Source organism: Helicobacter cynogastricus, assembly GCF_900197855.1.
Classification (GTDB): domain Bacteria; phylum Campylobacterota; class Campylobacteria; order Campylobacterales; family Helicobacteraceae; genus Helicobacter; species Helicobacter cynogastricus.
The window spans coordinates 13704-33568 of sequence record NZ_FZMQ01000003.1 but is presented as its reverse complement, the minus strand read 5'-3'; the positions used below and the strand labels follow the sequence as shown (position 1 = coordinate 33568).

At 43.4% G+C, this 19865-nt stretch carries 18 protein-coding genes and 1 pseudogene; 12 read left to right on the top strand and 7 right to left on the bottom strand.

All coding sequences use genetic code 11. The features are described from left to right. Positions 1–2: 2 nt before the first annotated feature. The 3 genes from C6H00_RS00270 to C6H00_RS00260 are packed head-to-tail and all read left to right on the top strand — an operon-like array spanning position 3 to position 4520. Positions 3–503: a chemotaxis protein CheW gene (locus C6H00_RS00270; protein ID WP_233704326.1), complete on the top strand. Its 501-nt coding sequence runs from the start codon at positions 3–5 to the stop codon at positions 501–503. A gap of 26 nt (positions 504–529) precedes the next feature. Continuing rightward, a complete protein-coding gene (locus C6H00_RS09040) occupies positions 530–2572 on the top strand; it encodes a methyl-accepting chemotaxis protein (RefSeq protein WP_104749064.1) in 2043 nt (680 codons plus the stop codon). Between the two features lie 4 nt (positions 2573–2576). After that, the gene (locus C6H00_RS00260) at positions 2577–4520 is read left to right on the top strand and encodes a transglycosylase domain-containing protein (RefSeq protein ID WP_104749063.1); all 1944 of its coding nucleotides are present in this window, start codon (positions 2577–2579) and stop codon (positions 4518–4520) included. 5 nt (positions 4521–4525) lie between these two features. On the opposite strand, the gene C6H00_RS00255 is transcribed toward C6H00_RS00260, so the two are convergent. The 3 genes from C6H00_RS00255 to C6H00_RS00245 all read right to left on the bottom strand — a co-directional run bounded on the left by C6H00_RS00255 (position 4526) and on the right by C6H00_RS00245 (position 8032). Continuing rightward, entirely contained in the window at positions 4526–5962 is a 1437-nt protein-coding gene (locus tag C6H00_RS00255) for a Do family serine endopeptidase (RefSeq protein WP_104749062.1), read from the bottom strand. A 54-nt stretch (positions 5963–6016) separates the two neighbouring features. Continuing rightward, positions 6017–7468, bottom strand: coding sequence for an amino acid permease (locus tag C6H00_RS00250; protein ID WP_104749061.1), 1452 nt, complete (start codon positions 7466–7468; stop codon positions 6017–6019). Between the two features lie 126 nt (positions 7469–7594). Further along, positions 7595–8032, bottom strand: a complete 438-nt coding sequence (locus C6H00_RS00245) for a copper resistance protein CopD (protein WP_104749060.1) — start codon at positions 8030–8032, stop codon at positions 7595–7597. A gap of 135 nt (positions 8033–8167) precedes the next feature. Here C6H00_RS00245 and C6H00_RS09035 point away from each other — a divergent pair, with 135 nt between their 5' ends. Then, positions 8168–9211: an outer membrane protein gene (locus C6H00_RS09035; protein ID WP_104749059.1), complete on the top strand. Its 1044-nt coding sequence runs from the start codon at positions 8168–8170 to the stop codon at positions 9209–9211. Here the strand turns inward: C6H00_RS09035 and sppA are convergent. Beyond that, positions 9208–10065, bottom strand: coding sequence for a signal peptide peptidase SppA (gene sppA, locus C6H00_RS00235; protein WP_104749058.1), 858 nt, complete (start codon positions 10063–10065; stop codon positions 9208–9210). The two genes, C6H00_RS09035 and sppA, sit on opposite strands and share 4 nt — an antisense overlap. 56 nt (positions 10066–10121) lie before the next feature. Between sppA and C6H00_RS00230 the strand changes: the two genes are divergently transcribed. From C6H00_RS00230 to C6H00_RS00195, 8 genes are all read left to right on the top strand, one after another. Beyond that, positions 10122–10340: a hypothetical protein gene (locus C6H00_RS00230; RefSeq protein ID WP_104749057.1), complete on the top strand. Its 219-nt coding sequence runs from the start codon at positions 10122–10124 to the stop codon at positions 10338–10340. Continuing rightward, positions 10341–11693 carry an MFS transporter gene (locus C6H00_RS00225; protein WP_104749056.1) on the top strand — a complete coding sequence of 451 codons (1353 nt, stop codon included), beginning with the start codon at positions 10341–10343 and terminating at the stop codon, positions 11691–11693. Between the two features lie 10 nt (positions 11694–11703). Continuing rightward, a complete protein-coding gene (locus C6H00_RS00220) occupies positions 11704–12474 on the top strand; it encodes a tRNA 2-thiocytidine biosynthesis TtcA family protein (protein ID WP_104749055.1) in 771 nt (256 codons plus the stop codon). Position 12475: 1 nt separating this feature from the next. Next, entirely contained in the window at positions 12476–13492 is a 1017-nt protein-coding gene (locus tag C6H00_RS00215; protein ID WP_104749054.1) for a TerC/Alx family metal homeostasis membrane protein, read from the top strand. A gap of 9 nt (positions 13493–13501) precedes the next feature. Next, positions 13502–14443: a catalase gene (locus C6H00_RS00210; RefSeq protein WP_104749053.1), complete on the top strand. Its 942-nt coding sequence runs from the start codon at positions 13502–13504 to the stop codon at positions 14441–14443. 66 nt (positions 14444–14509) lie between these two features. Beyond that, the gene (locus C6H00_RS00205; protein ID WP_233704325.1) at positions 14510–15307 is read left to right on the top strand and encodes an ATP-binding cassette domain-containing protein; all 798 of its coding nucleotides are present in this window, start codon (positions 14510–14512) and stop codon (positions 15305–15307) included. Continuing rightward, positions 15304–15933, top strand: coding sequence for a class II aldolase and adducin N-terminal domain-containing protein (locus C6H00_RS00200; RefSeq protein WP_199769128.1), 630 nt, complete (start codon positions 15304–15306; stop codon positions 15931–15933). The genes C6H00_RS00205 and C6H00_RS00200 overlap by 4 nt, the downstream gene beginning before the upstream one ends. Positions 15934–15936: 3 nt before the next feature. Continuing rightward, complete coding sequence (locus tag C6H00_RS00195) at positions 15937–16818, top strand: glycosyltransferase family 25 protein (protein ID WP_104749051.1); 882 nt, start codon at positions 15937–15939, stop codon at positions 16816–16818. Here the strand turns inward: C6H00_RS00195 and C6H00_RS00190 are convergent. From C6H00_RS00190 to C6H00_RS00180, 3 genes and pseudogenes are all read right to left on the bottom strand, one after another. Next, complete coding sequence (locus C6H00_RS00190; RefSeq protein ID WP_104749050.1) at positions 16793–18187, bottom strand: glycosyltransferase; 1395 nt, start codon at positions 18185–18187, stop codon at positions 16793–16795. The genes C6H00_RS00195 and C6H00_RS00190 overlap by 26 nt on opposite strands. A 137-nt stretch (positions 18188–18324) precedes the next feature. Then, positions 18325–18570, bottom strand: coding sequence for an RNA recognition motif domain-containing protein (locus tag C6H00_RS00185; protein WP_104749049.1), 246 nt, complete (start codon positions 18568–18570; stop codon positions 18325–18327). 86 nt (positions 18571–18656) lie between these two features. Continuing rightward, positions 18657–19857 (bottom strand): annotated as a pseudogene (locus C6H00_RS00180) (ABC transporter permease). Positions 19858–19865 lie beyond the last annotated feature (8 nt).

Below are 19865 nucleotides of genomic sequence, written 5' to 3'. Positions count from 1 at the left end.
GCATGAAGGACGCGATGGCACTCAAAGAAATCTTTGACAAACAGAAGAACAAGGACGAGATCAAAGCAGGAGACACAGAGGAGATTCTGCAGTTTATCGGCTTTATCATCGGAAGTGAGGAATATGCCATTCCTATTCTAAATATTCTAGAGATCGTCAAACCCATCGATTGTACCCGTGTGCCCGAAACCCCCAAATATGTATTAGGGGTTTTCAATCTGCGCGGGAATGTCTTCCCCCTCATTAGTCTGCGCCTCAAATTTGGCTTACCCTCTGAAAAGCCCAATAAGGACATGCGTTATTTGGTGGTGCGCCACAACGATCAAATTGCCGGTTTTTATATTGACAGACTCACAGAAGCCATCCGTATTAAACAATCTGACATCGATCCGGTGCCTGAAACTCTCCTAGAAAATAACCAGCTCATTTTTGGGATTGGCAAGCGCGAAGATAAACTTGTCTCCATTTTAAAAGTAGAAGAAATTTTGAAAAAAGATTTTTAAAAAACAGAAGTTTTTAGGGAGGTTTTATGTTTTCTAAATTGGGGATTGGCACCAAGATCATCACGGGAGTTTGTTTTGTCGTTGTGCTTGGTATCGCAGTTTTAGGATTTGTGATTGGAAGACAGGTTAGAGATGTTACACGGGTGGATACAATTGATCGCCTAACCAGCAATGTAGACGAGGGCGCGGCGCGCTTGCAACGAGTAATGAATAGGATGTTCGCGCGCCTTAACACTTTAGGGAATGATTTGACCTCCATAGACCTTGAGCATGATGAGCAAGAGCGGACGCGTTTGGTGCAGAGATTTTTGATCGATGTATCTACCACCAATGTCAAACTGATTAGTTTGACTTTACCTAACGATCCAAATGGATCGTATGTCATATACCGAAGCGGTTCTTCCTTCACAATAGTGCGAAAAAAAGACCTTTATAACCCAGAAATCTATCACCAAGTAGCAAGAACTCTAAAACTCATTAAAAGTAAACCTTATTCTAGAAAGATTGATGGTCAGGAGGTTTTTGGCTTTGATTTGAGTGTACCCCTAACACGAGGGGAGCACGATCATGCGACATTTGTAGGCGTGATGACCGCCTTTGTGGATATTGATAGCTTTGCAGACATTGTCATGCGCAAAAGAAATGACACATTTGTGATGGGAGAAGATGGGTATTTGTTGCTTGTGCAAGATAAAAATCTTCAAGGAAAAGTTTTAACTGAGGTCAACCCCCATGCAAGCGCACAGCATCTTATGGACATGGTCAAGGCAAGGGGATCGGGTGTGCTAGATTACTACTCCATCAGTGAGGCTAAAGATGCTTTTTTGGTCGTTAAAACTTTCGATATTTTTAGCAAAATTGGTCCGGAGGACTTCAAATTTAATTGGGCCTTAGCACGCTTTGTGAGCAAAGATGAGGTGTTTACCGCGGCCCATTATCTGCAAGGCTTGATTTTGATCACTGGAATTGTGGTTGTTTTGGTCTTGATTATTACGGTGTACTTCTTGGTGCGTTATTTGGTGGGTAGCCGTATTATAGTAGTTTCTAAGACTTTGAGTGGTTTTTTTAGACTACTCAACGATCCTAGAACCACCCAAAATGTCCATATTGTTGAAGCTAGAATGCTTGATGAGATCGGGCAGATGCAACAATCTATCAATGACAATATCCGCAAAATTTATGAAAACACCAAAGCTGATAGTGCCACCATTGAAGACATGCTAGGCGTGGTGCGTCGCATTAAAGAGGGAGACTTTACCCAAAAAATTGTCGCCACACCCAACAATCCTGATCTCTTGCAACTCAAAGATCTCTTTAATGATGTGGTCTTTTATTTGCAAAAGCACATTGGGTCGCATATTGCCACTATTAACAATGCCTTTGAACGCTATCAAAGTTTGGATTTTACTCAAGGGATACCCAACCCCACAGGTGACATGGAGAAATCTGTAGATGCATTAGGTATGGAGATCAAAAAGATGTTACGGGCTTCTTTGGAGTTTGCCAGCGCGCTCACTAAAGAGTCTCAGGGACTTAAAGCCTGCATTGATAGCCTTGCCAAAAGTGCTAACCAGCAAAATCAAAGTCTTATTCAAACCTCTCAATCTATTGAACAAATAGTCCAAAGCATTACTAGCATTGAGCAAAAAAGCGAGGAGATGATCGCGCAAGGGCAAGATATTCGCAACATTGTAGAGATCATTAAAGATATTGCCGATCAAACCAACTTGTTAGCTCTGAATGCTGCTATTGAAGCTGCACGCGCCGGTGAGCACGGGCGTGGCTTTGCAGTGGTGGCTGATGAAGTGCGCAAGCTAGCCGAGCGCACCCAAAAATCTTTGGGTGAAATTGAGAGCAATATCAATGTCTTGGCTCAAAGCATTGGAGACACTAGCGAGTCGATTCGTGCGCAGGCAGAAAATGTAGAAAGCATTAATTCTACCCTAGATACTTTTAAAGCAGATACGGCGCGTAATTTGGAGATCGCGCACACTTCTTTAGAAGTGGGAAATAACATCGATCGAATCTCCTCAGATATTTTAGAAGACGCAAATAAGAAAAAGTTCTAGGGGCATGATACAGATTCTAAAAAAAATTCTTTGGGTTCTCTTCATTCTGCCCGTGCTTATTGGGGGCGTGGTGGGTGGAGGGTATTTGCTCTTTTTATGGGGTGAGGCAGGCACAGAGGTACAAAAAATTGTGCATTATAAGCCGGATTTGGCTAGCAAGATTTTGGACACAAAGGGGCGTTTGATCGCCAATCTCTACGATCGGGAATTTCGTATTTACGCTCCCTTTGAGGAAATCCCCCCTAAGATGATTGAAGCCCTCTTGGCAGTGGAAGACACTCTCTTTTTTGAGCACAATGGGATTAACTTAGATGCGATCATGCGCGCTTTTGTGAAAAATTTGCGCCATCAAAAATACAGCGAGGGGGGGAGCACGCTCACCCAACAGCTAGTAAAAAATATGTTGCTTACGCGTGAGAAAACCCTAGATCGCAAGATTAAAGAAATGGTACTTGCGCTTAAATTAGAACAAAAGATCAGCAAAGAGGCGATCTTAGAACGCTACTTAAATCAAACCTTTTTTGGGCATGGCTTTTATGGGGTCAAAACAGCCAGTTTGGGCTATTTTAAAAAGCCTCTCAATGCCCTAAGTTTGAAAGAAATTGCCATGCTTATGGCACTCCCACGCGCGCCCTCTTTTTACGACCCCACCAAACATTTAGATTTTTCTCTCACGCGGGCTAATAGCATTGTGCGGCGCATGGCTAATCTGGGCTGGATCACCTCTCAGGAGATGCAAAGCGCGCTCTCAGAAGTTCCTAAGGTCTATCACACCACCACAACCCAGAATGTCGCTCCTTATGTGGTAGATGAGGTGGTGCGCACTTTGGGCTTTTTGCCCGATCTTAAAACCGGTGGCTACACAATTAAGCTCTTTGTAGACTTGGATTACCAAAACCTCGCGCGTCAAGCTCTCATACATGGCTATGAAGATATTAGTGCCAAATTACATGAAGAGAGTGATGACACTCTTAATGGTGCGATTGTGGTAACAGACTCTAAAAGCGGGCATATTTTGGCAATGGTAGGGGGAGTGGATTATGCCAAAAGCTCTTTTAATCGAGCGACACAGGCTAAACGCCAATTTGGGAGTAGTATTAAACCCTTTATTTACCAAATTGCCTTTGAGCACGGGCTTTCTAGCGCGTCTTTGATCCCAGATGTGGCGCGCACCTTTAATAGTAGCGCGGCTAAAAATTGGCAGCCTAAGAATTACAATCACAAATTTTCTGGTTTCATCACTCTTAAAAAAGCTCTCATCAATTCTGTCAATTTAGCTACCATTAACCTTGTAGATACGATTGGCTTTGATACCATTTATCAAGGTCTTAGTGGCTTTGGATTTGCGGATTTGCCCAAAAACATGTCTATCTCTCTGGGTAGTTTTGGAATCTCGCCTTTGGAAGCGAGTATGCAATACTCCCTTTTCTCAAACTATGGCACTCTCTTAGAGCCCGTTTTAATCTCAGAAGTGATCGATGCCCATGGAGAAGCGAAGTTACTCCAGCTCATCCCTCCTAAAACGATTCTCCCCCAAGCGCAAGCTTTTTTAACTCTCTCTATTCTTAAAGAAGTCGTGCAAAGAGGCACAGGCAAGAGGGCACATGTGCCCGGTATTGAAGTTGCCGGTAAAACAGGCACTTCTAATAACTATGTAGACGGGTGGTTTTGTGGTTTTAGTCCTAGTTTGCAAGTCATTGTGTGGTATGGGCGCGATGATAATAGCAGTATTGGACGAGGAATGGGAGGGGGCAATGTTGCTGCTCCGGTTTTTGCAGACTTTTTAAGAAACGCCTTAAAGCTCAACCCAGCTCTTCCGCGCCATTTTCCCGTTCCTGAAGGAGTAACCAGCCAAAAGATTGATGGGGAAACTTACTATGGCACATCTAAAACCCCCATTGAGCAAAACCAACAGACCGAGGAGAGCACAGCCCCCCTCCTTTTTTAACCTAATTACTTGGCAACGATTTGTTTGTAAGTGCCTAAATTGGGATCAAAAACTAAAAAGCGTTTAGGTTGGTTTTTATACTTGATAAGAGCGCGGTTAAAATCCTCCACGCTACGCACAGCTATCATTTCAATTTGGGCAATAATATCGCCGCGTCTAAAACCGACTTCTTCTGCTTTAGAATTGGATTTTACATCCTCAACAAAGACTCCTTGAATCTCTTCAGGGAGACGCATGCCCTTGCGCATTCTTGGGGTAAGGGTTTGAACTTTAAGGCCATTGAGTTGCCCATCTGTACTTTCATGGGGCGTGCTGGCTTCGGTTTTATTAGGATTTCTGCGCTCACTCAAGACAAGACTAATCATGTGTTCTTTTTTGTTGCGCATAAACTTAAGTGTAACGCGCTGATTAGGACTAAGCGATCCAATGGTATTGCGCAGATCGGCTGCATTTTTAATCTTTTTGCCATTCACATCTGTAATCAAGTCCCAAATCATCAAACCTGCTTTTTTAGCCGGAGAATCTTTTTCAATACTCACCACAACTGCCCCCTCTTGGCCATTGTAGCTATTAGCCAGCTCACTACTTACATTCTGAACGCTCACACCCAAATAACCCCTATGAATAGTGCCGGTTTTGATGAGCTGGGCGACCGTGCTCTTAACCGTATTAGAAGGGATAGCAAAACCGATGCCATGATTGCCCCCCGTATTAGAAAGAATGGCCGTATTGATTCCTACAAGCCCCCCGCGACTATCAATAAGCGCACCCCCCGAGTTACCCGGATTAATAGAGGCATCGGTTTGGATGAAGTTTTCGTAATTGTTAATGCCAATGCCGTTTTTATTTAAAGCTGAAACAATCCCCTGTGTAACCGTTTCGCCCACACCAAAGGGATTGCCAATAGCAAAAACCAAATCGCCCACTAAAATATTACTACTATTGGCAAATTTGATGAAAGGAAGACCGGTTTTGTTGATCTTGATGACAGCTAAATCTCCATCTGCATCTGTTCCTACCAAAGTAGCAACATATTCTTTATTGCTTCCCGGGAGAGTTACCGTGATTTTATCTGCCTTGTCAATCACATGGTTATTAGTAACAATATAGCCATCCGAAGAAATGATCACCCCACTCCCTAAAGCCCTTTCTACGCGATCCTTAGGAATGGAATTATACAAATCGCCAAAAAATTGTTGAAAAAAAGGATCGTTAAACAAGCCTCCACCCATAAAACCACTTTTGATTTTCTTTTGTGTGGAGATATTTACTACAGCTTTAGTTGCCTCTTTAACCGAAGTGTTGTAAGAATAAATGGTGCTAGAGCTATTGTCTGCTCCTATGCGCTTTTGGACTTCTGGCATGTCTTGAATCTGAATATGCCCTCCTCCAACTGCATACAAACTCGCCACTAATGCCACGCCTACTGCCATAAATCGCATAAAATTCCTTTTAAGTAATGAGTGTAGGGGTGCATTGTATCTAAAATTTGCAAATTAAAGCCCCTGCTGGTGCTGGTAGCCCCATTTGTCTTTAGTAAAGTAATAGCCCACATAACATAAAATGGCATACCCAATTGTTAAATACGCCCCAGTGCGCTGTTCAGGGTCCATATACGCCCCAATAACCCCAATAATAGACCCACTGATCCCAATTAATTGAATCAAGGGCAAGAAAGGCGCGCGGTAGGGGAGCTCGTCTAAAGACTTGCCCGAAGCTACAAATTGCTTTCTAAAATTGTATTGCGCCACGCTTACACTAATCCACACGATAATCACACTAAAGCTAATAATGTTAATCAGATCTTCCATCATCTCTTTGATCTTGCCACTTTTGGCGTATTCATTGCCAAACATGATCAAAAGGGTACAAGCCATGGACAAATACATCGCATAAACGGGCGTGCCTTGCTTGTTGAGTTTAGCAAAGATAGGAGGGAACATCTTTTTTTGGGCTAGACCATAGACCATACGGCTAGAGGCGTAAATTCCTGAGTTGGCTGTAGAGAGAATGGCGGTGATGATGACAAAATTCATAATGTCGGCTGCATAGGGGATACCCGTGCCAAAAAAGGGCAAAGGGATACGCTCTAAGGTGCTTACAAAAGGGCTTTTAGTAATGCTAGAATCTGTCATGGGCAAAAACACTGAGATGATGATCACAGAGCCTAAAAAGAAAAATACAATGCGCCACAAAGTCGCTTTAATGGCTTTTGGCATTGCTATATCGGGGTTTTTAGCTTCCCCAGCGGCTACACCTACGATCTCTGTGCCCGTATAGGCAAAGATGACTGCCAAGATCGCTCCAAAAACCCCGTGAATCCCCTTAGGAAACAACCCCTCTTGGAGCTCTTTGGTGGGGTGTTCTATGTAGAAGTTAGCAAAAATACTCCCTATGCCGTGCAAATAGATTTGATAAATCATCCCAATCACGCCTAGCACAATGAAAATAAACACCGCAAACACTTTCACAGAGGCCAAGAAAAATTCTCCGCGCGCAAAAACACGCACCGAAAACACATTTAGCAAGAAAACTAACGCCACGCAAGCACCTGCCCAATAGCTAATGGGGATGACTTTTGGATCAACCCAGCGTTGCATCAGCACACCCACAGCAAAATATTCCACCGCCACGGTAACAATCCAGCCCACCCAATACATCCAAAACACCATGTAGCCAGTCGCTGGACCAATAAAACGCGTGGCATAATCTCCAAAACTCCCCGTGCTAGGATAAACGCTTGCTAGCTCCCCTAAAGAGAGGATAATAGAATACACAATCACCCCACCTGCAATATAAGCTAGCAGAGTGCCTAAGGGTCCGGCGTTGGCAATATTGCCCCCCGTGCCCACAAATAACCCCGTCCCAATTGTCCCCCCCAAAGCAATCATCAAAACTTGCCCTAACTTGATGTCCCGCTTTAAATGTTCTTGTTGTTCCTCTGCCATAAGTTCCCTTTCACAAAAAACCACTACTTAAGCGTGCCCGAGCCGTTTTAAATCCGCCTTAATAGGGTATGCCAAGCAGAGAATTTTAGGTAGTGAGGGGGTAAAGTTGTGTAGCCTACACACATGCTAGGCAAACCACATCCATTTAGCGCAAATGACAATCCCCACGCCCAAAACCAACACAAGAGGATGAATGATAGAGGCTAGAGGGTTGGGTTTGTTAAGAAATTTGCACGATAAAGAGAAAATCACTAAAGCAAAAATTACGCAAGCTAGAGTTACCTTGAGTAAGAGAAGTTTTTGAAAAGGGGTTTCTAGCCACCCTTTCTCTCCCCCTACATAGCTACTTAGCATCATCCCTCCGGTGAGCAGAAGAAGTAAAACACAAATGGGCATGATCTTAACTGCATGCATTCCAATCGCTTCTTCAATACGATTAGCCAAATCAGGAGGAAAATGCTTTTTGGCCTGCGAAAGGATAGCTACATCAAAAAAAAGATAGCCAATAAACACAATCGCACAGAAAAGATGCACTACGAGCACATACGGATAAAGAGCTTGCATAGCCAAACTTTAGTTTTAAGATGAAATCAAATCCGATTATATCCTAAAAAACCGGCTAATCTTGATCGCAATAAAAGATTGTGATATAATAAAAAATACTTTCTTGTAATACTTTACTTAAGGGATAGTGGGTTAATGATGGTTAATAATTCTGTGTGCGTATTATCAAAAGACATTTTTCTACGATTTGGTCTTTGTGCGGCATTAGGAATAGGGCTTCTCCCCGCAGAGAAGAATGCAGGGTTTATAGGAATCAGCTTGCAGGTAGGGCGGGCGGATAAAAAACTCGATGGGCGAAAGAATGGGAGCATTTTCCAAATACCACAAGGCACGGTCGATCTCACTGCAGCTAGTGCCAGAAATGGTTACGATCCTAGCACTCATCAACCTACCGATGACACGATCGGAGCTAATGATTGTGGTCCAGGAAATTGTAAAGCAGAGTGGAGTAGCGCGATGATGTCTAGCGACAATGCCAAAACCCCACAAGGTGCAGAGAATCCGGGGAGAAACGCGCCCATGTTTGGCGTGGGTGTGATTGCCGGCTACAAACAATTCTTTGGCAAAAAAAGGTGGTTTGGCTTGCGTTATTATGGCTTTTTTGATTATGGGCATAGCAATTTCTCCAACGCCACTGCCTCTAACTACACCAGCGTCTTTTTTCAAAATGATGATAAAGTGGATATGTACACTTATGGCGTAGGTACGGACATGCTTTTTAATATCCTCAATAGAGATAAATTTAGTCTAGGTCTTTTTTTAGGCGTGCAATTTGCAGGCAATTCTTGGACTAGCAACAAAGTAAGCCGTTTTAATCAAGGTTATATGATTGGCACGGTGTCTGGGGAGTGTGCCTATATCCCAGATAGTGGAAATCCTTGCGCGCCCGGTTACAAAGGAGGTGAGGTGGGCACCAATGGGGACATCAACTACGCTAGCATGATAACCACAGGACCTCTTAAAAGTCATGTACAAAGCACGCATTTTCAATTCTTAGTCAATGTGGGGATTCGCACCAATATCATTGAACACCACGGGGTGGAGTTTGGCGTTAAAATCCCCACCATTCCCCTTCTTTACTACAATGGAGGCACTACCAAAGGGGGCGACCGCTACACTTTGAGCGAAACTTTTAGACGGCAATACTCCATGTATCTGCGCTACATTTATAGTTTCTAGCGTAGTTGGTAGCCCAAGACTTGGCTTAAAACTTGGCTGCTGGATTGTAAGAATTTATCCATAAACATTTCTAAGCGATCTTTTTTAAGCCAAATGGGGTTGTTAACTTGAGTGAGTTTTTGTAAGGCTTGGATAGCCTGATCGTAAGTGCCTACATGATCGATGAGATGCAAGCTAGCCGCTTGTGTTGCGCTAAAAATCTTGCCCTCAGCAAAGACATTAGATTTCTTAGGGTCTAGTCCCCTAGCTTTAGCAACATCGCTTACAAACATATTGTATTGCTCTGTAAGCAAATTGTCTAAAAATTGCTTTTCTTTATCCGTCCAAGCGCGCGTAAAAGTCCCCACCTCTTTATACTCCCCCTTAGCCATGCCTTGTGATTTGATTCCTAATTTGTCCATCAAAGCGGCAATGTTAGCTCCACTAAAGATTACCCCAATAGAACCCACCAATGCGCCCCGATTGGCATAAATCAAGTTAGCCTGCATGCCCGTATAATAGCTCCCACTAGCCATCACCCCCTGCACATAGGCGACAACCGGCATTGTTTTTTTAAGCTTAGCTACCATGTCGCTTAACTCCACGCTCGCGCTAATGCTCCCCCCGGGTGAATCGATGAGTAAGAGCACCCCCTTAATGCTAGGAATTTTAAGCACTCTATCTACCTGATCGCGAAAACTCTCGCTCTCAAAGATAGGTCCATGTAGATAGATTTTAGCTAAGTTTGGTTGAGTGTGTCCCTCGTCTTTATTGAGTGAGAAAGCAAAAAAAAGAATGCTCAAAAAAACGAAAGTTTTAAAATACTTGGTGATAAAATCCAAGGGAGCGGTGATGATTTTGAATATTTTGGACATAATTTTCCTTAATAGGGTGGATTTAAGACATGCTATAATAACAAAAAAGAGATGATATGGCATGTAAGTTCTGTCCCAAGATTAGAGGGAGCGATCTCTTATTTGTGCTTGTGGCCGGAATTGCTTTTTACGGGGTATATACCTACCAAATGCGGCAAATTGAAAAAGAAACAGAAACCCAACGCGCGCAGGCTTTTAAAAAATTGCAGGAGGCTTGCGTCTTGGAGCACAACAAAGAAGCATGCCAAAAAGTCTTCCCGGGCAAAGGACCTTAGTTGTTAAAACAAATTCTCCCTCTTGTGTTCGTTTCTTCGTTGCGCTTTTTAGGCCTTTTTATTGTTTTACCCGTCATCTCTCTTTATGCGGCCAGTTTTCATGCATCCGCTTTGATGATGGGTTTAGCGGTAGGTGGGGCTTATCTAACGCAGATTTTGCTACAAACTCCTATTGGCATGTTAAGCGATCGTTTTAGCCGTAAAAAAGTCGTGGTGTGGTGTTTGGGGGTCTTTGTACTAGGCTCTTTGATTTGTTTTTTCGCACAAAGTGTAGGTTGGCTCGTGGTGGGGCGTTTTGTGCAAGGCATGGGGGCTGTGGGGGGAGTTTTAAGCGCGATGGTCGCCGATGTGGTGCAGGAGGAAAAGCGCACGCACGCAATGGCAATGATGGGGGCGGGGATTTTCTTTAGCTTCACAATAGCGATGGTCATAGGTCCGAGCGTTGGCATGACCTTTGGGGTGGAGTGGTTGTTTTTTCTCACCGCCCTTTTAAGTGTCTTTGCGATGATTCTGATGGCTTTTAGAGTTCCTGAGCCTCCCAAGATTCTCTACTCTTTAAAAGAAAAGCCACGCCTCAGTGATGCGCTCAAAAACAAAGACATTTTCATTATTAATTGTTGTTCCTTTTTTGAAAAGTGTTTAATGACTCTAATTTTTGTCCTCATCCCTCTAGCCATCGTGCATGAGTTTCACATGGATAAAAGCGTGCTTTGGAAAATTTATACAGCAGGGGCACTGCTAGGAATGGTGAGTATGGCTCCTGCGGCTATTATTGCAGAGAAATTTCACAAAGCTAAGGCAGTTGTGTTAGCAGGAGTGGCGTGCTTTTTGTTCGCTTATGCATGTCTGGCCTATGCCGATCATAACACCGCTTCACCTATCCCTTGGCTTTTTATCATGGGAGTTATGATTTTCTTTGTGGGTTTTGGCACACTAGAACCCATTATGCAATCACTAGCAAGCAAATTTGCTAAGGCGCATCAACGCGGGTTAGTTTTGGGCATGTTTGTAACCTATGGCTATATGGGTTCTTTTGTAGGAGGGCTCTTGGGAGGTGTGGGTTATACCTACTTAGGCGTAGAAAAATCTGCTTTTATTGTCATGGGAGCATGCGTACTTTGGAGCATTTTAGTTTTCTGCCTCAATAACCCCAACAAACAGCAAAATGTCTATTTTCCTTTGGATGCCTTTGAACGCCAAAAATTCAGCGCATTAGAAGAGATGCATGGAATTATAGAATGGTATGTTAATGAAACTCAAAATACCATCATTGTTAAATACAATGCCTCTTTGCTGAGTGAGGAACAAATTATCCAACACTCTCAAGCGTTTAGAAAACCCTATTCCACCTAAAAGGACATGCATGCCCTACACCATTAGTAAAAAGATTCTCAATATCGTAGGACGCACCAATGCCCATTATCAGCTCATTTCTGAGGGCGATCGGGTCTTGGTAGGCTTAAGCGGGGGCAAGGATTCGATCTTGCTCTCCTGTTTGCTTGCGCGCATGCAAGCACACGCCCCTTTTAAATTTAATTTTAAAGCGGTAACGATACATTATGGCCTCAATGAGGACTTAGCATGGCTCTCTGCACTTTGTGCGGAGCAAAATATTCCCTATGAAATCGTACACACCAATATCGCTCAGACAATCCGCGAAAAACGGCGCGAACAGAGCTCTTATTGCAGTTTTTGCTCGCGCATGCGGCGCGGGGTGCTCTATCAATATGCCCTAGAACATGGTTATAATAAGCTCGCCCTAGCGCATCATTTAGATGATGCAGTAGAAAGTTTCTTTATGAATTTTACTTATAATGGGAGTTTGCGTAGCATGCCCCCCATTTATCGCGCCGAAAATGGACTATTTGTGATTCGCCCCCTCATTCACATTAGAGAACGCCAAAGTATTGACTTTGTAAAATCCCAAAATATCCCCACTGCGCCGGATTGCAACTGCCCGGCTAAACAGCCAGATTCCGACAAACCTCCCATTGCCAGAGCCGCTACGAAATACTTCTTACAGGAAATGGAGCGTAATAATCCGATGTTATTCACTTCTCTTAAAAACGCCTTTTGTAATGTGCACGCCAATAGTTTTAGCGATCAAATTTTCTTAGACGCACAGGGGGCTTAATATGGGTTTAGATCTCATTGTTTTCATTGTGTTTATGGTTGTTGCCCTCGTGATCGACTTTAAAGCACACCAACAAGACCAAGTTGTAACTCTCAAGAGTGCGGGGCTTTGGTCTATCTTTTGGGTAGGAACAGCTTTAGTCTTTGCACTCTATCTACTTTGGCACGATGGCAAAGAAAGCATGTCTCTTTTTTTAACCGGGTATGTGTTAGAAAAAGCCCTCTCTGTAGATAACCTCTTTGTGATCATGGCAATCTTTGCATGGTTTAAGATTCCTGAAATTTATCGCCACCGCGTGCTCTATTATGGCATTTTGGGCGCGATTGTCTTTAGGCTCATCTTTGTGCTCATTGGAAGTGGCCTTTTACACCTCTCTGGTTATGTAGAAATTCTCTTTGGGCTCTTGGTGGGTTATAGCTGCGTGGTTATGCTCAAAAACCAGAGCAAGGAAGAGAGCGAGCAACATGAAGAAGACTATTCCAAACACATGGCGTATAAATTGGTTTATAAGTTCTTCCCAGTCTACCCTAAATTAGTTGGGCATGATTTTTTCATCAAGAAATCTGCACTACAAGATTTAGAAAAAAACCTAGAGGGCAAAGAAGTCAACGCCTTCCACCACCAAAATGCCTTTGAAAAAGCCAAAATCATCGCCACACCTTTATTTCTCTGCTTGGCCGTGATTGAGTTGAGCGATGTCATGTTTGCCTTTGATAGTGTGCCTGCTGTGATCGCCGTGAGCAAAGAGCCCTTAATCATCTATAGCGCGATGATGTTTGCGATCTTGGGGTTAAGAAGCCTTTATTTTGTTCTTGAAGTGCTCAAGGGTTATTTGGTCTACCTAGAAAAAAGTGTGATTGTGGTACTTGCCTTCATCAGCCTTAAGCTCATTTTAGGCGCGAGCAAGCACCTTTTTGGCTTTGGCTTAGAAATTAGTCCCACAGCCAGCCTTTATATTGTCTTGGGCGTGCTGGGCGCAGGTATCTTAGCTAGTGTGCTCAAACCCAAAAAAGATTAAAGGATGCGCATGCATAAAATATGGCTCGTACTAGGTTTAGCCGGCTTGCTGGGGGCGCAAGAATATGATGCAAATCGCATTGCCGACATTTTCTACCGCCTCAATGGCGATCCCACCCATCCACATAAAAAAATTAACCACGCCAAAGGTTTTTGCGCAGTTGGAGATTTTACCCCCAAAAATGCGGGGCGTTTTAACATTCCCCTACTCAAAGAAACTCGCCTTAAGGCGCAGGTGCGTTATTCACTAGGCGGAGGGAATTTGCATGCTAGCGATGCCTCTAAAGTGCGCGGGATTGCTCTCACTTTGCAAGGGGCTAAAGAATCTTGGATTATGGTTATGGCAAATACGCAAATCAATTTTGCACGCACACCTGAGGAATTTGGGCGTTTCTTTGAAATGCGCATCCCCAAAGAGGGTAAGTTAAATCAAGCCTATATCGCTGAACAAATGCAAAAAGTGCCTTCCTATGCTAATTATGCCCATTATCTGCAAAGCGTGGGGGTAACTTCTAGCGTGGCGCATACCCCTTATTACAGCATCCATACTTTCTTTTTCAAAGACTCTAAGGGCAAGTTAATCCCAGCTAGATTTACCTTGCAGCCTCTAGCGGGTGTGCGCACTCTTAGCCCAACCGCGCTTAAAAAAGCCCCTAGAGATTTTTTAGAGCAGGATTTTAAAACTCAAGTGGCTAAACACCCCATAGGTTATAAATTAGCCCTCATTCTAGCCAATCCTAAAGACCCCATTGATAACACCACCAAGCTATGGCATGGCAGGCATAAAGAAATAGAATTGGGACACTTAGAAGTGCGCCATTTTAGCGGAGATGGGTGCAATGCAGAAGTTTTTATGCCTAATACTCTGCCTAGCGGGATTGAACCCCCCAAAGACCCTCTTTTTGAAGTACGTAATGAAGTCTATGGCATCACCTTTTCAAGACGGCAATAAGTGTTAACCCTCTCTTTAAGCAAGAAGCTCTTGGGCGCACAGGGGCTTTTTACTCTAGAGGCACATATGAGCTTACCCACTGAGTGTATTAGCGTGATTTTTGGTAGCTCCGGGGTGGGTAAAAGCACGCTTTTGCGCCTACTTGCTGGGCTTGAACAACCCGATCAGGGCAAAATTTCCTTTTGCGATCAGCTTTGGCTAGACACTAAGGCTAAATTTTGTCTGCCCACCCAGCAACGCCCACTGGGTTTTGTCTTCCAAGATGGCGCGCTTTTTCCGCATTTGAATGTGGCAGACAATTTACGCTTTGGGAATAAAGAGCCTCAAATTTTTACCCAAGTGGTGGAGTTTATGGAGCTAGGCGGACTTTTAAAGCGATCTATTCACACCCTCTCAGGAGGGCAAAAACAGCGCGTTGCTCTAGCGCGCGCTCTAGCGCGCGCGCTTGGAACAAAGAACGCATTATTATGTTTAGATGAGCCTTTAAGTGCACTAGATGCACCAAGTCGCAACGCACTTCAAGAGGAGCTAAAGCGATTAAGTAGGCATTTCAAACTCACAACTCTAATTATTACCCATGATCTCCAAGAGGCTATCTTTCTGGCTGACTATCTTGTCCACATACACACCCAAGAAGGCAGGCATTTTTGCACATCTGGAGATTTAAAAACTCTTTTAAACGCCCCAATGTCTCCCTCTTTGCTTGGTCGCGTCCTATGTGTCCAAGATGGCATGTTAACCCTTGCTCTAGCACAACAACATCTCCAAGTTGTTTATCCGCCAACATCTACTTTGCAGGCTGGAGATTGGGTGTGGGTTTGCTTTGAGGCTTCTTGTTGGACATTGCGTAAGGCGGCCTCATGAATATTCATGCGCGCGAAGTGAATGCGGAGCTTCTAGGGCAACTTCAAAAAGTTTCACTTTCCATGTTTAGGAGAGGTTGTTTTAGCATTCTTAGAGGCTCTATTTCTGCGCGTGTGAGCGCGCGCCGTTTTGTGATTAATAAAAGAGAGGCGATTTTTGATAGCTTAAGTGGGGATTCTTTTATGGTCGCTCAAGACACGCCAGATTATCGTTGGCAGGAAGCAAGCAGAGACACACCCATCCACGCGCGCATTTATCAAGGTTGTAGCGAAGCGCGCTTTGTGGTTTATGCCCGTCCACCTTATGCGATTGCCTATTCTTTGGGGCATGCACGCCTTGCGCCACTAGATTATATGGGGCGTACTATTTTGGGGAATACGATAGAAATTTACGATCCTAAAGGTTATGGAGAGTGGCAGGAGCGCGCGCCTGCAGATATTTTACGCCAATTGCAAGAGAGCGCGCGCAACTATGTTTTCATTAAGGGGTGTGGGGTGGTGGCTTATGATCGCGAATTACCCGGTCTGTTAAAAACCCTTGATTTATTAGAAAGCAGTTGCCAAATACTCCAATTAGCCGGTATGATGGATCATAGTTATGAAAACGATAAACGATTTGAGGTGTAACACATGGATACTTTAGACATTTACTTTATCTCCTTAAAAGAGAGTCCACGCCGTAAGGTCTGCCAAGCTACAACAGAAAACCCTCCTTCATCTGAAGGTTACAGCTTGCAATTTAACTTTCATCTCTTTGATGCGATTGATAAACATAGTCATTATTTTAGAAATGATTTAGGTTATAGTGGGTTGATTGAGAATTCTTATTCATCCCAATGGCTTAAAGAAAGCGAGTGGTTTAACGATATACATGGACGGGAGTTGTTGCCTGAAGAATTGGGCTGTTATGCGAGTCATTACATGTTATGGATTAAATGCATCGAGTCCAATCGTCCTCTTGTGATTTTGGAAGATGATGTGGAACTCAAGTCTAACTTCTATGAGAGTCTTGTGCACTGCATGCAAAGCCCCTTTGACTTTGTGCGCCTATTTGCAACATTTTGGGAAATCAAAACTAAAAAGTCTTCTATCGCTCAGGTTGGTGGTTCTCAAGTGTTACCCACAGACCCCAAAGTGGAGGTCATTTTAAAGGAGCATTTTTATCTTTCGTGTTTAGAAGTGTTTGCTGCCTCTGCTTATTATCTCACCCCTAAAGCCGCCAAGGCTTTTGTGAGCGCGAGTTTGCATTTTACAGAGCCTGTAGATAATCTTCTCTCTTTAGTGCATGCCCATAAAATTCCCAACATCACTTATATTCCTATAAGTGTGGGATTCAACCAGTACCATGCCATCTCTACTATCTCAGGAGGCGATTCGGACAACTTGCGCATGAGCACCGACAAATTCTACAGGGCGCGTCTTATTACACGCAGACTACGCACACTTTTTTATCAAGCACGCCGTTATTACTATTACCGCCACTTCCTCAAACGATTTGCCCACTTGCGTTGAGGTCTTCTAGAAACTTTGGAATTATTTTTTCATAGGTGAGGTCTTGTATGCGTTTGTGTAAAATTTGGGCGATCTTTTGATAGTACGAAGAGTCGCTTAGCAGGGAATCAATTTTCTGAGCCATCTCTGCGGAGTCGCGTACTAAAAGTTCTGCGCATAATTCTCTAACATGTTCTGCAACCATGCACACAAAAGGCATGCCATACTGCATACTTTCTAAGATCACCATAGGGTAGTAAGCATGTGGACTGGCATGCAAGAGTAATGTTGCATGCTCAAAAAGCTTTAAAATCTCTTGGCGCTTCAAGGCATAAAGAAAGAACACTTCTTTAAAGCCATGTTTTGTATCCAATTGTTGCTTGGCTCTCTTTAAATGTGCCAAACATCCAGCAATGTCTAAGGATCCTACAAAAACCAAGGGAATTTGTGCTGCAGAGAGATAATAAGCCTCAAGAATGCGGTCCTGGTTTTTAAGAGGGTTGTAATTAGCGACATTAAGAATAAAAGGTTGTTTTAAAAGAGCTTCAAATTCTATTTCTTTCTTTTCCTCTCCTCTTTTATACGCGATTTCAAGACTTTTAGGGGGGCGGATATTTTCCACTAGAACTCCATCGGACAAAACACTAACACGCGCACAGAAGGGGGGCAAATGGTGTTTTTCGCTTGCATCCTTTCCCAAGAAAAACACACAGTCATAATACTTGAGATATTTTTTAAGAGTGCTTCTAAGCCATGGAATATAGTTTTTCTCTGGATGATGCCTATATAAGCAAAACTTGATGCCATCTTTCAGAGTGTACTTGAACCATGCTATAGAAGAGTCTAGATTCACGCTTTTATGATAGAAGTGGCATTTATGCAAAACGACCTTGCACAACTCTTGAAAATGGTATTTTGTTTCATGGTACTTTGTTTTTAAATTGGAGCTGGAAAGATTAGGAGTATCTTTGACTCGAAGTGCCTTCTTAGAAGCTTTAATTGTAGGAATTAGATCGTAGATAAGATTGGAAGTCCATTTGTGCATATATTTATCCACCACTTCTAATTGTAAAAAGAGATCGCATGTAAAGTGCATTACAAAATCCCTGAAGGCACTGATCTCACCCTTAGTCAAATCCGCTTCACCATAGACATGGAAAGCCACCACAAATAAATTCGGTGTGATTTCTACCGCTTCTTTAGCGACATTGCCTGCACTTACAGAGTGCTTAACACCCTCTCTTTTAAGAGTTTGTAGCTGAAAAATATCTCCTGTGAGCACAAACACTTCGTGGCCTGCACGGGCGAATGCTAGACTCAGATTGTATGAAGAGATAGCCGGACCTGTTTGTAAAGGAGGATACTGGTTAGTGCAAAGCAAGATACGCATTAGAAGCCCCCGTTTGACAAATGTACAACAAAAAGCAAGTTATTTAAAGATTCTCTTAAACCAAACCCTAAGAAGTTCCCCCCCCCCCCATTCAACTAGGGAAAGAGACATCGCTTGCCCCAAAACGAAATGCCACATTAACGCCTAGGATTAGCCTCTGTAACACGGATTGTGCGACCCATAAAATCCGTATTGTCTAATGCGCTGATCGCCTTGAGCGCATCTGCATCCTCCATCTCTACAAAGCCAAAACCTTTGGGTCTCTTGGTTTCACGATCTTGAATGAGCTTCACAGAGCGCACTACCCCAAACTGACTAAAAAGCTCTTCGACCTCTTGTTCTGTCGCACTATAAACCAAGTTCCCAACATAAATATTTTTCAAGGGCTATCTCCACCAAATTTCTCTCTTGCTCTTTTTTTAAGACCAAAAGACTCCCTGATTTTATTAAAATGTAGCTTAAACTATCCTCATTCATTACGCAAAACTGCGAGCGCATCTACACTTGCCGCCTTGCGCGCAGGATAATATGAAGAGAGTGCTACAATGCACAACGCCCCCACTAAAGTGCCTATAAAATCCACCATTGAGAGGTCTAGGGGCAGTTTGTCAATTCCATAAACATCGGCAGGTAAAGAGATGATAGGAAAAGTAGCAAGCACCCACATCACAATAAAAGCTAGGATCACGCCCAAAATAATACCCCCCACTCCAATCACCGCCCCCAAATAAAAAAAAGCTCCTTTGATCTCTTGGGTGGTCGCACCTAAACTAAGTAAGAGGGCAATTTCTTTGCGCCGATTCATCACCACCATGAGCAAAGAGCTAATAATATTGAGGCTAGCCATTAAAATAATGAGCATTAAGACGATGAAAAGTGCGCGTTTTTCTAAAGCCATCGCGGAAAAGAAATTGCCATTTTGTTGCCACCAGCCCTCAATGTCTACCCCATCATTAGGGATACTTTTGAGTGCCTCTTTAATTTTTGGCATGTCTTCCATGGCGTGGGTAGAATAGATATGCACCCCATCATAGATTCCCGGGGGTAAATTGCGAATCGCACTCAAGGCTTCTAAACTTGTGTAAAGATAGCTATTGTCATAAGCGCGTAAACCCGATTCAAAGAAACCATCGACCTTAAAGCGTTTCATCGTGGGAGAGAGCACAAAGCCGGTGGGCTCTAGTTTGGTGAAAAAAAGATCGATCTGAGAAGCATGTCCTAGCAATAGAGACTGGGCTAAAGTCTTACCCATGATGATGTGAAAAGGATTGCTCTTAAAAGATTCGATTTGTGTTGGGGAAAGCCCCTTTTTTAAAACGCTATTAAGCTGTAATTCCTTATCAATGTCTATGCCAAATAACATGCCCCCACTCACCATGCCCTGCGAGCGCACCACTACTTGGGCTTGCAAATAGGGGCTAAAGCGCAAGTTGGGGAATTTTTTCTCTAATGCGTTTAAAGTGCCCTGTGAGATGCCTGCATAGCTAGTTGTGTAGAGAGTGAGCGGGTAGTTCATCACAAAAAGTTTATCCTCAAATTCCTTACTCATGCCATTCATGATTGCCATCGCGACAATCAAGACCATCACACCCACTGCCACCCCAAAAARRMYGGACTAAAAGGGACGGGTGATACCTAGATAAAAGGGTCTGGTTTTTATCAAAGCGCAGATAAGCGC

Excerpts from the sequence above, each read along its gene's own strand:
- C6H00_RS00215 (WP_104749054.1), top strand. The coding sequence starts at position 12,476 with ATGGGTTTAGATCTCATTGTTTTCATTGTGTTTATGGTTGTTGCCCTC.
- C6H00_RS09040 (WP_104749064.1), top strand. The coding sequence starts at position 530 with ATGTTTTCTAAATTGGGGATTGGCACCAAGATCATCACGGGAGTTTGT.
- C6H00_RS00195 (WP_104749051.1), top strand. The coding sequence starts at position 15,937 with ATGGATACTTTAGACATTTACTTTATCTCCTTAAAAGAGAGTCCACGC.
- C6H00_RS00200 (WP_199769128.1), top strand. The coding sequence starts at position 15,304 with ATGAATATTCATGCGCGCGAAGTGAATGCGGAGCTTCTAGGGCAACTT.
- C6H00_RS00190 (WP_104749050.1), bottom strand. The coding sequence starts at position 18,187 with ATGCGTATCTTGCTTTGCACTAACCAGTATCCTCCTTTACAAACAGGT.
- C6H00_RS00210 (WP_104749053.1), top strand. The coding sequence starts at position 13,502 with ATGCATAAAATATGGCTCGTACTAGGTTTAGCCGGCTTGCTGGGGGCG.
- C6H00_RS00205 (WP_233704325.1), top strand. The coding sequence starts at position 14,510 with ATGAGCTTACCCACTGAGTGTATTAGCGTGATTTTTGGTAGCTCCGGG.
- C6H00_RS00270 (WP_233704326.1), top strand. The coding sequence starts at position 3 with ATGAAGGACGCGATGGCACTCAAAGAAATCTTTGACAAACAGAAGAAC.
- C6H00_RS00245 (WP_104749060.1), bottom strand. The coding sequence starts at position 8,032 with ATGCAAGCTCTTTATCCGTATGTGCTCGTAGTGCATCTTTTCTGTGCG.
- sppA (WP_104749058.1), bottom strand. The coding sequence starts at position 10,065 with ATGTCCAAAATATTCAAAATCATCACCGCTCCCTTGGATTTTATCACC.
- C6H00_RS00220 (WP_104749055.1), top strand. The coding sequence starts at position 11,704 with ATGCCCTACACCATTAGTAAAAAGATTCTCAATATCGTAGGACGCACC.
- C6H00_RS00255 (WP_104749062.1), bottom strand. The coding sequence starts at position 5,962 with ATGCGATTTATGGCAGTAGGCGTGGCATTAGTGGCGAGTTTGTATGCA.
- C6H00_RS00230 (WP_104749057.1), top strand. The coding sequence starts at position 10,122 with ATGGCATGTAAGTTCTGTCCCAAGATTAGAGGGAGCGATCTCTTATTT.
- C6H00_RS09035 (WP_104749059.1), top strand. The coding sequence starts at position 8,168 with ATGATGGTTAATAATTCTGTGTGCGTATTATCAAAAGACATTTTTCTA.
- C6H00_RS00250 (WP_104749061.1), bottom strand. The coding sequence starts at position 7,468 with ATGGCAGAGGAACAACAAGAACATTTAAAGCGGGACATCAAGTTAGGG.
- C6H00_RS00260 (WP_104749063.1), top strand. The coding sequence starts at position 2,577 with ATGATACAGATTCTAAAAAAAATTCTTTGGGTTCTCTTCATTCTGCCC.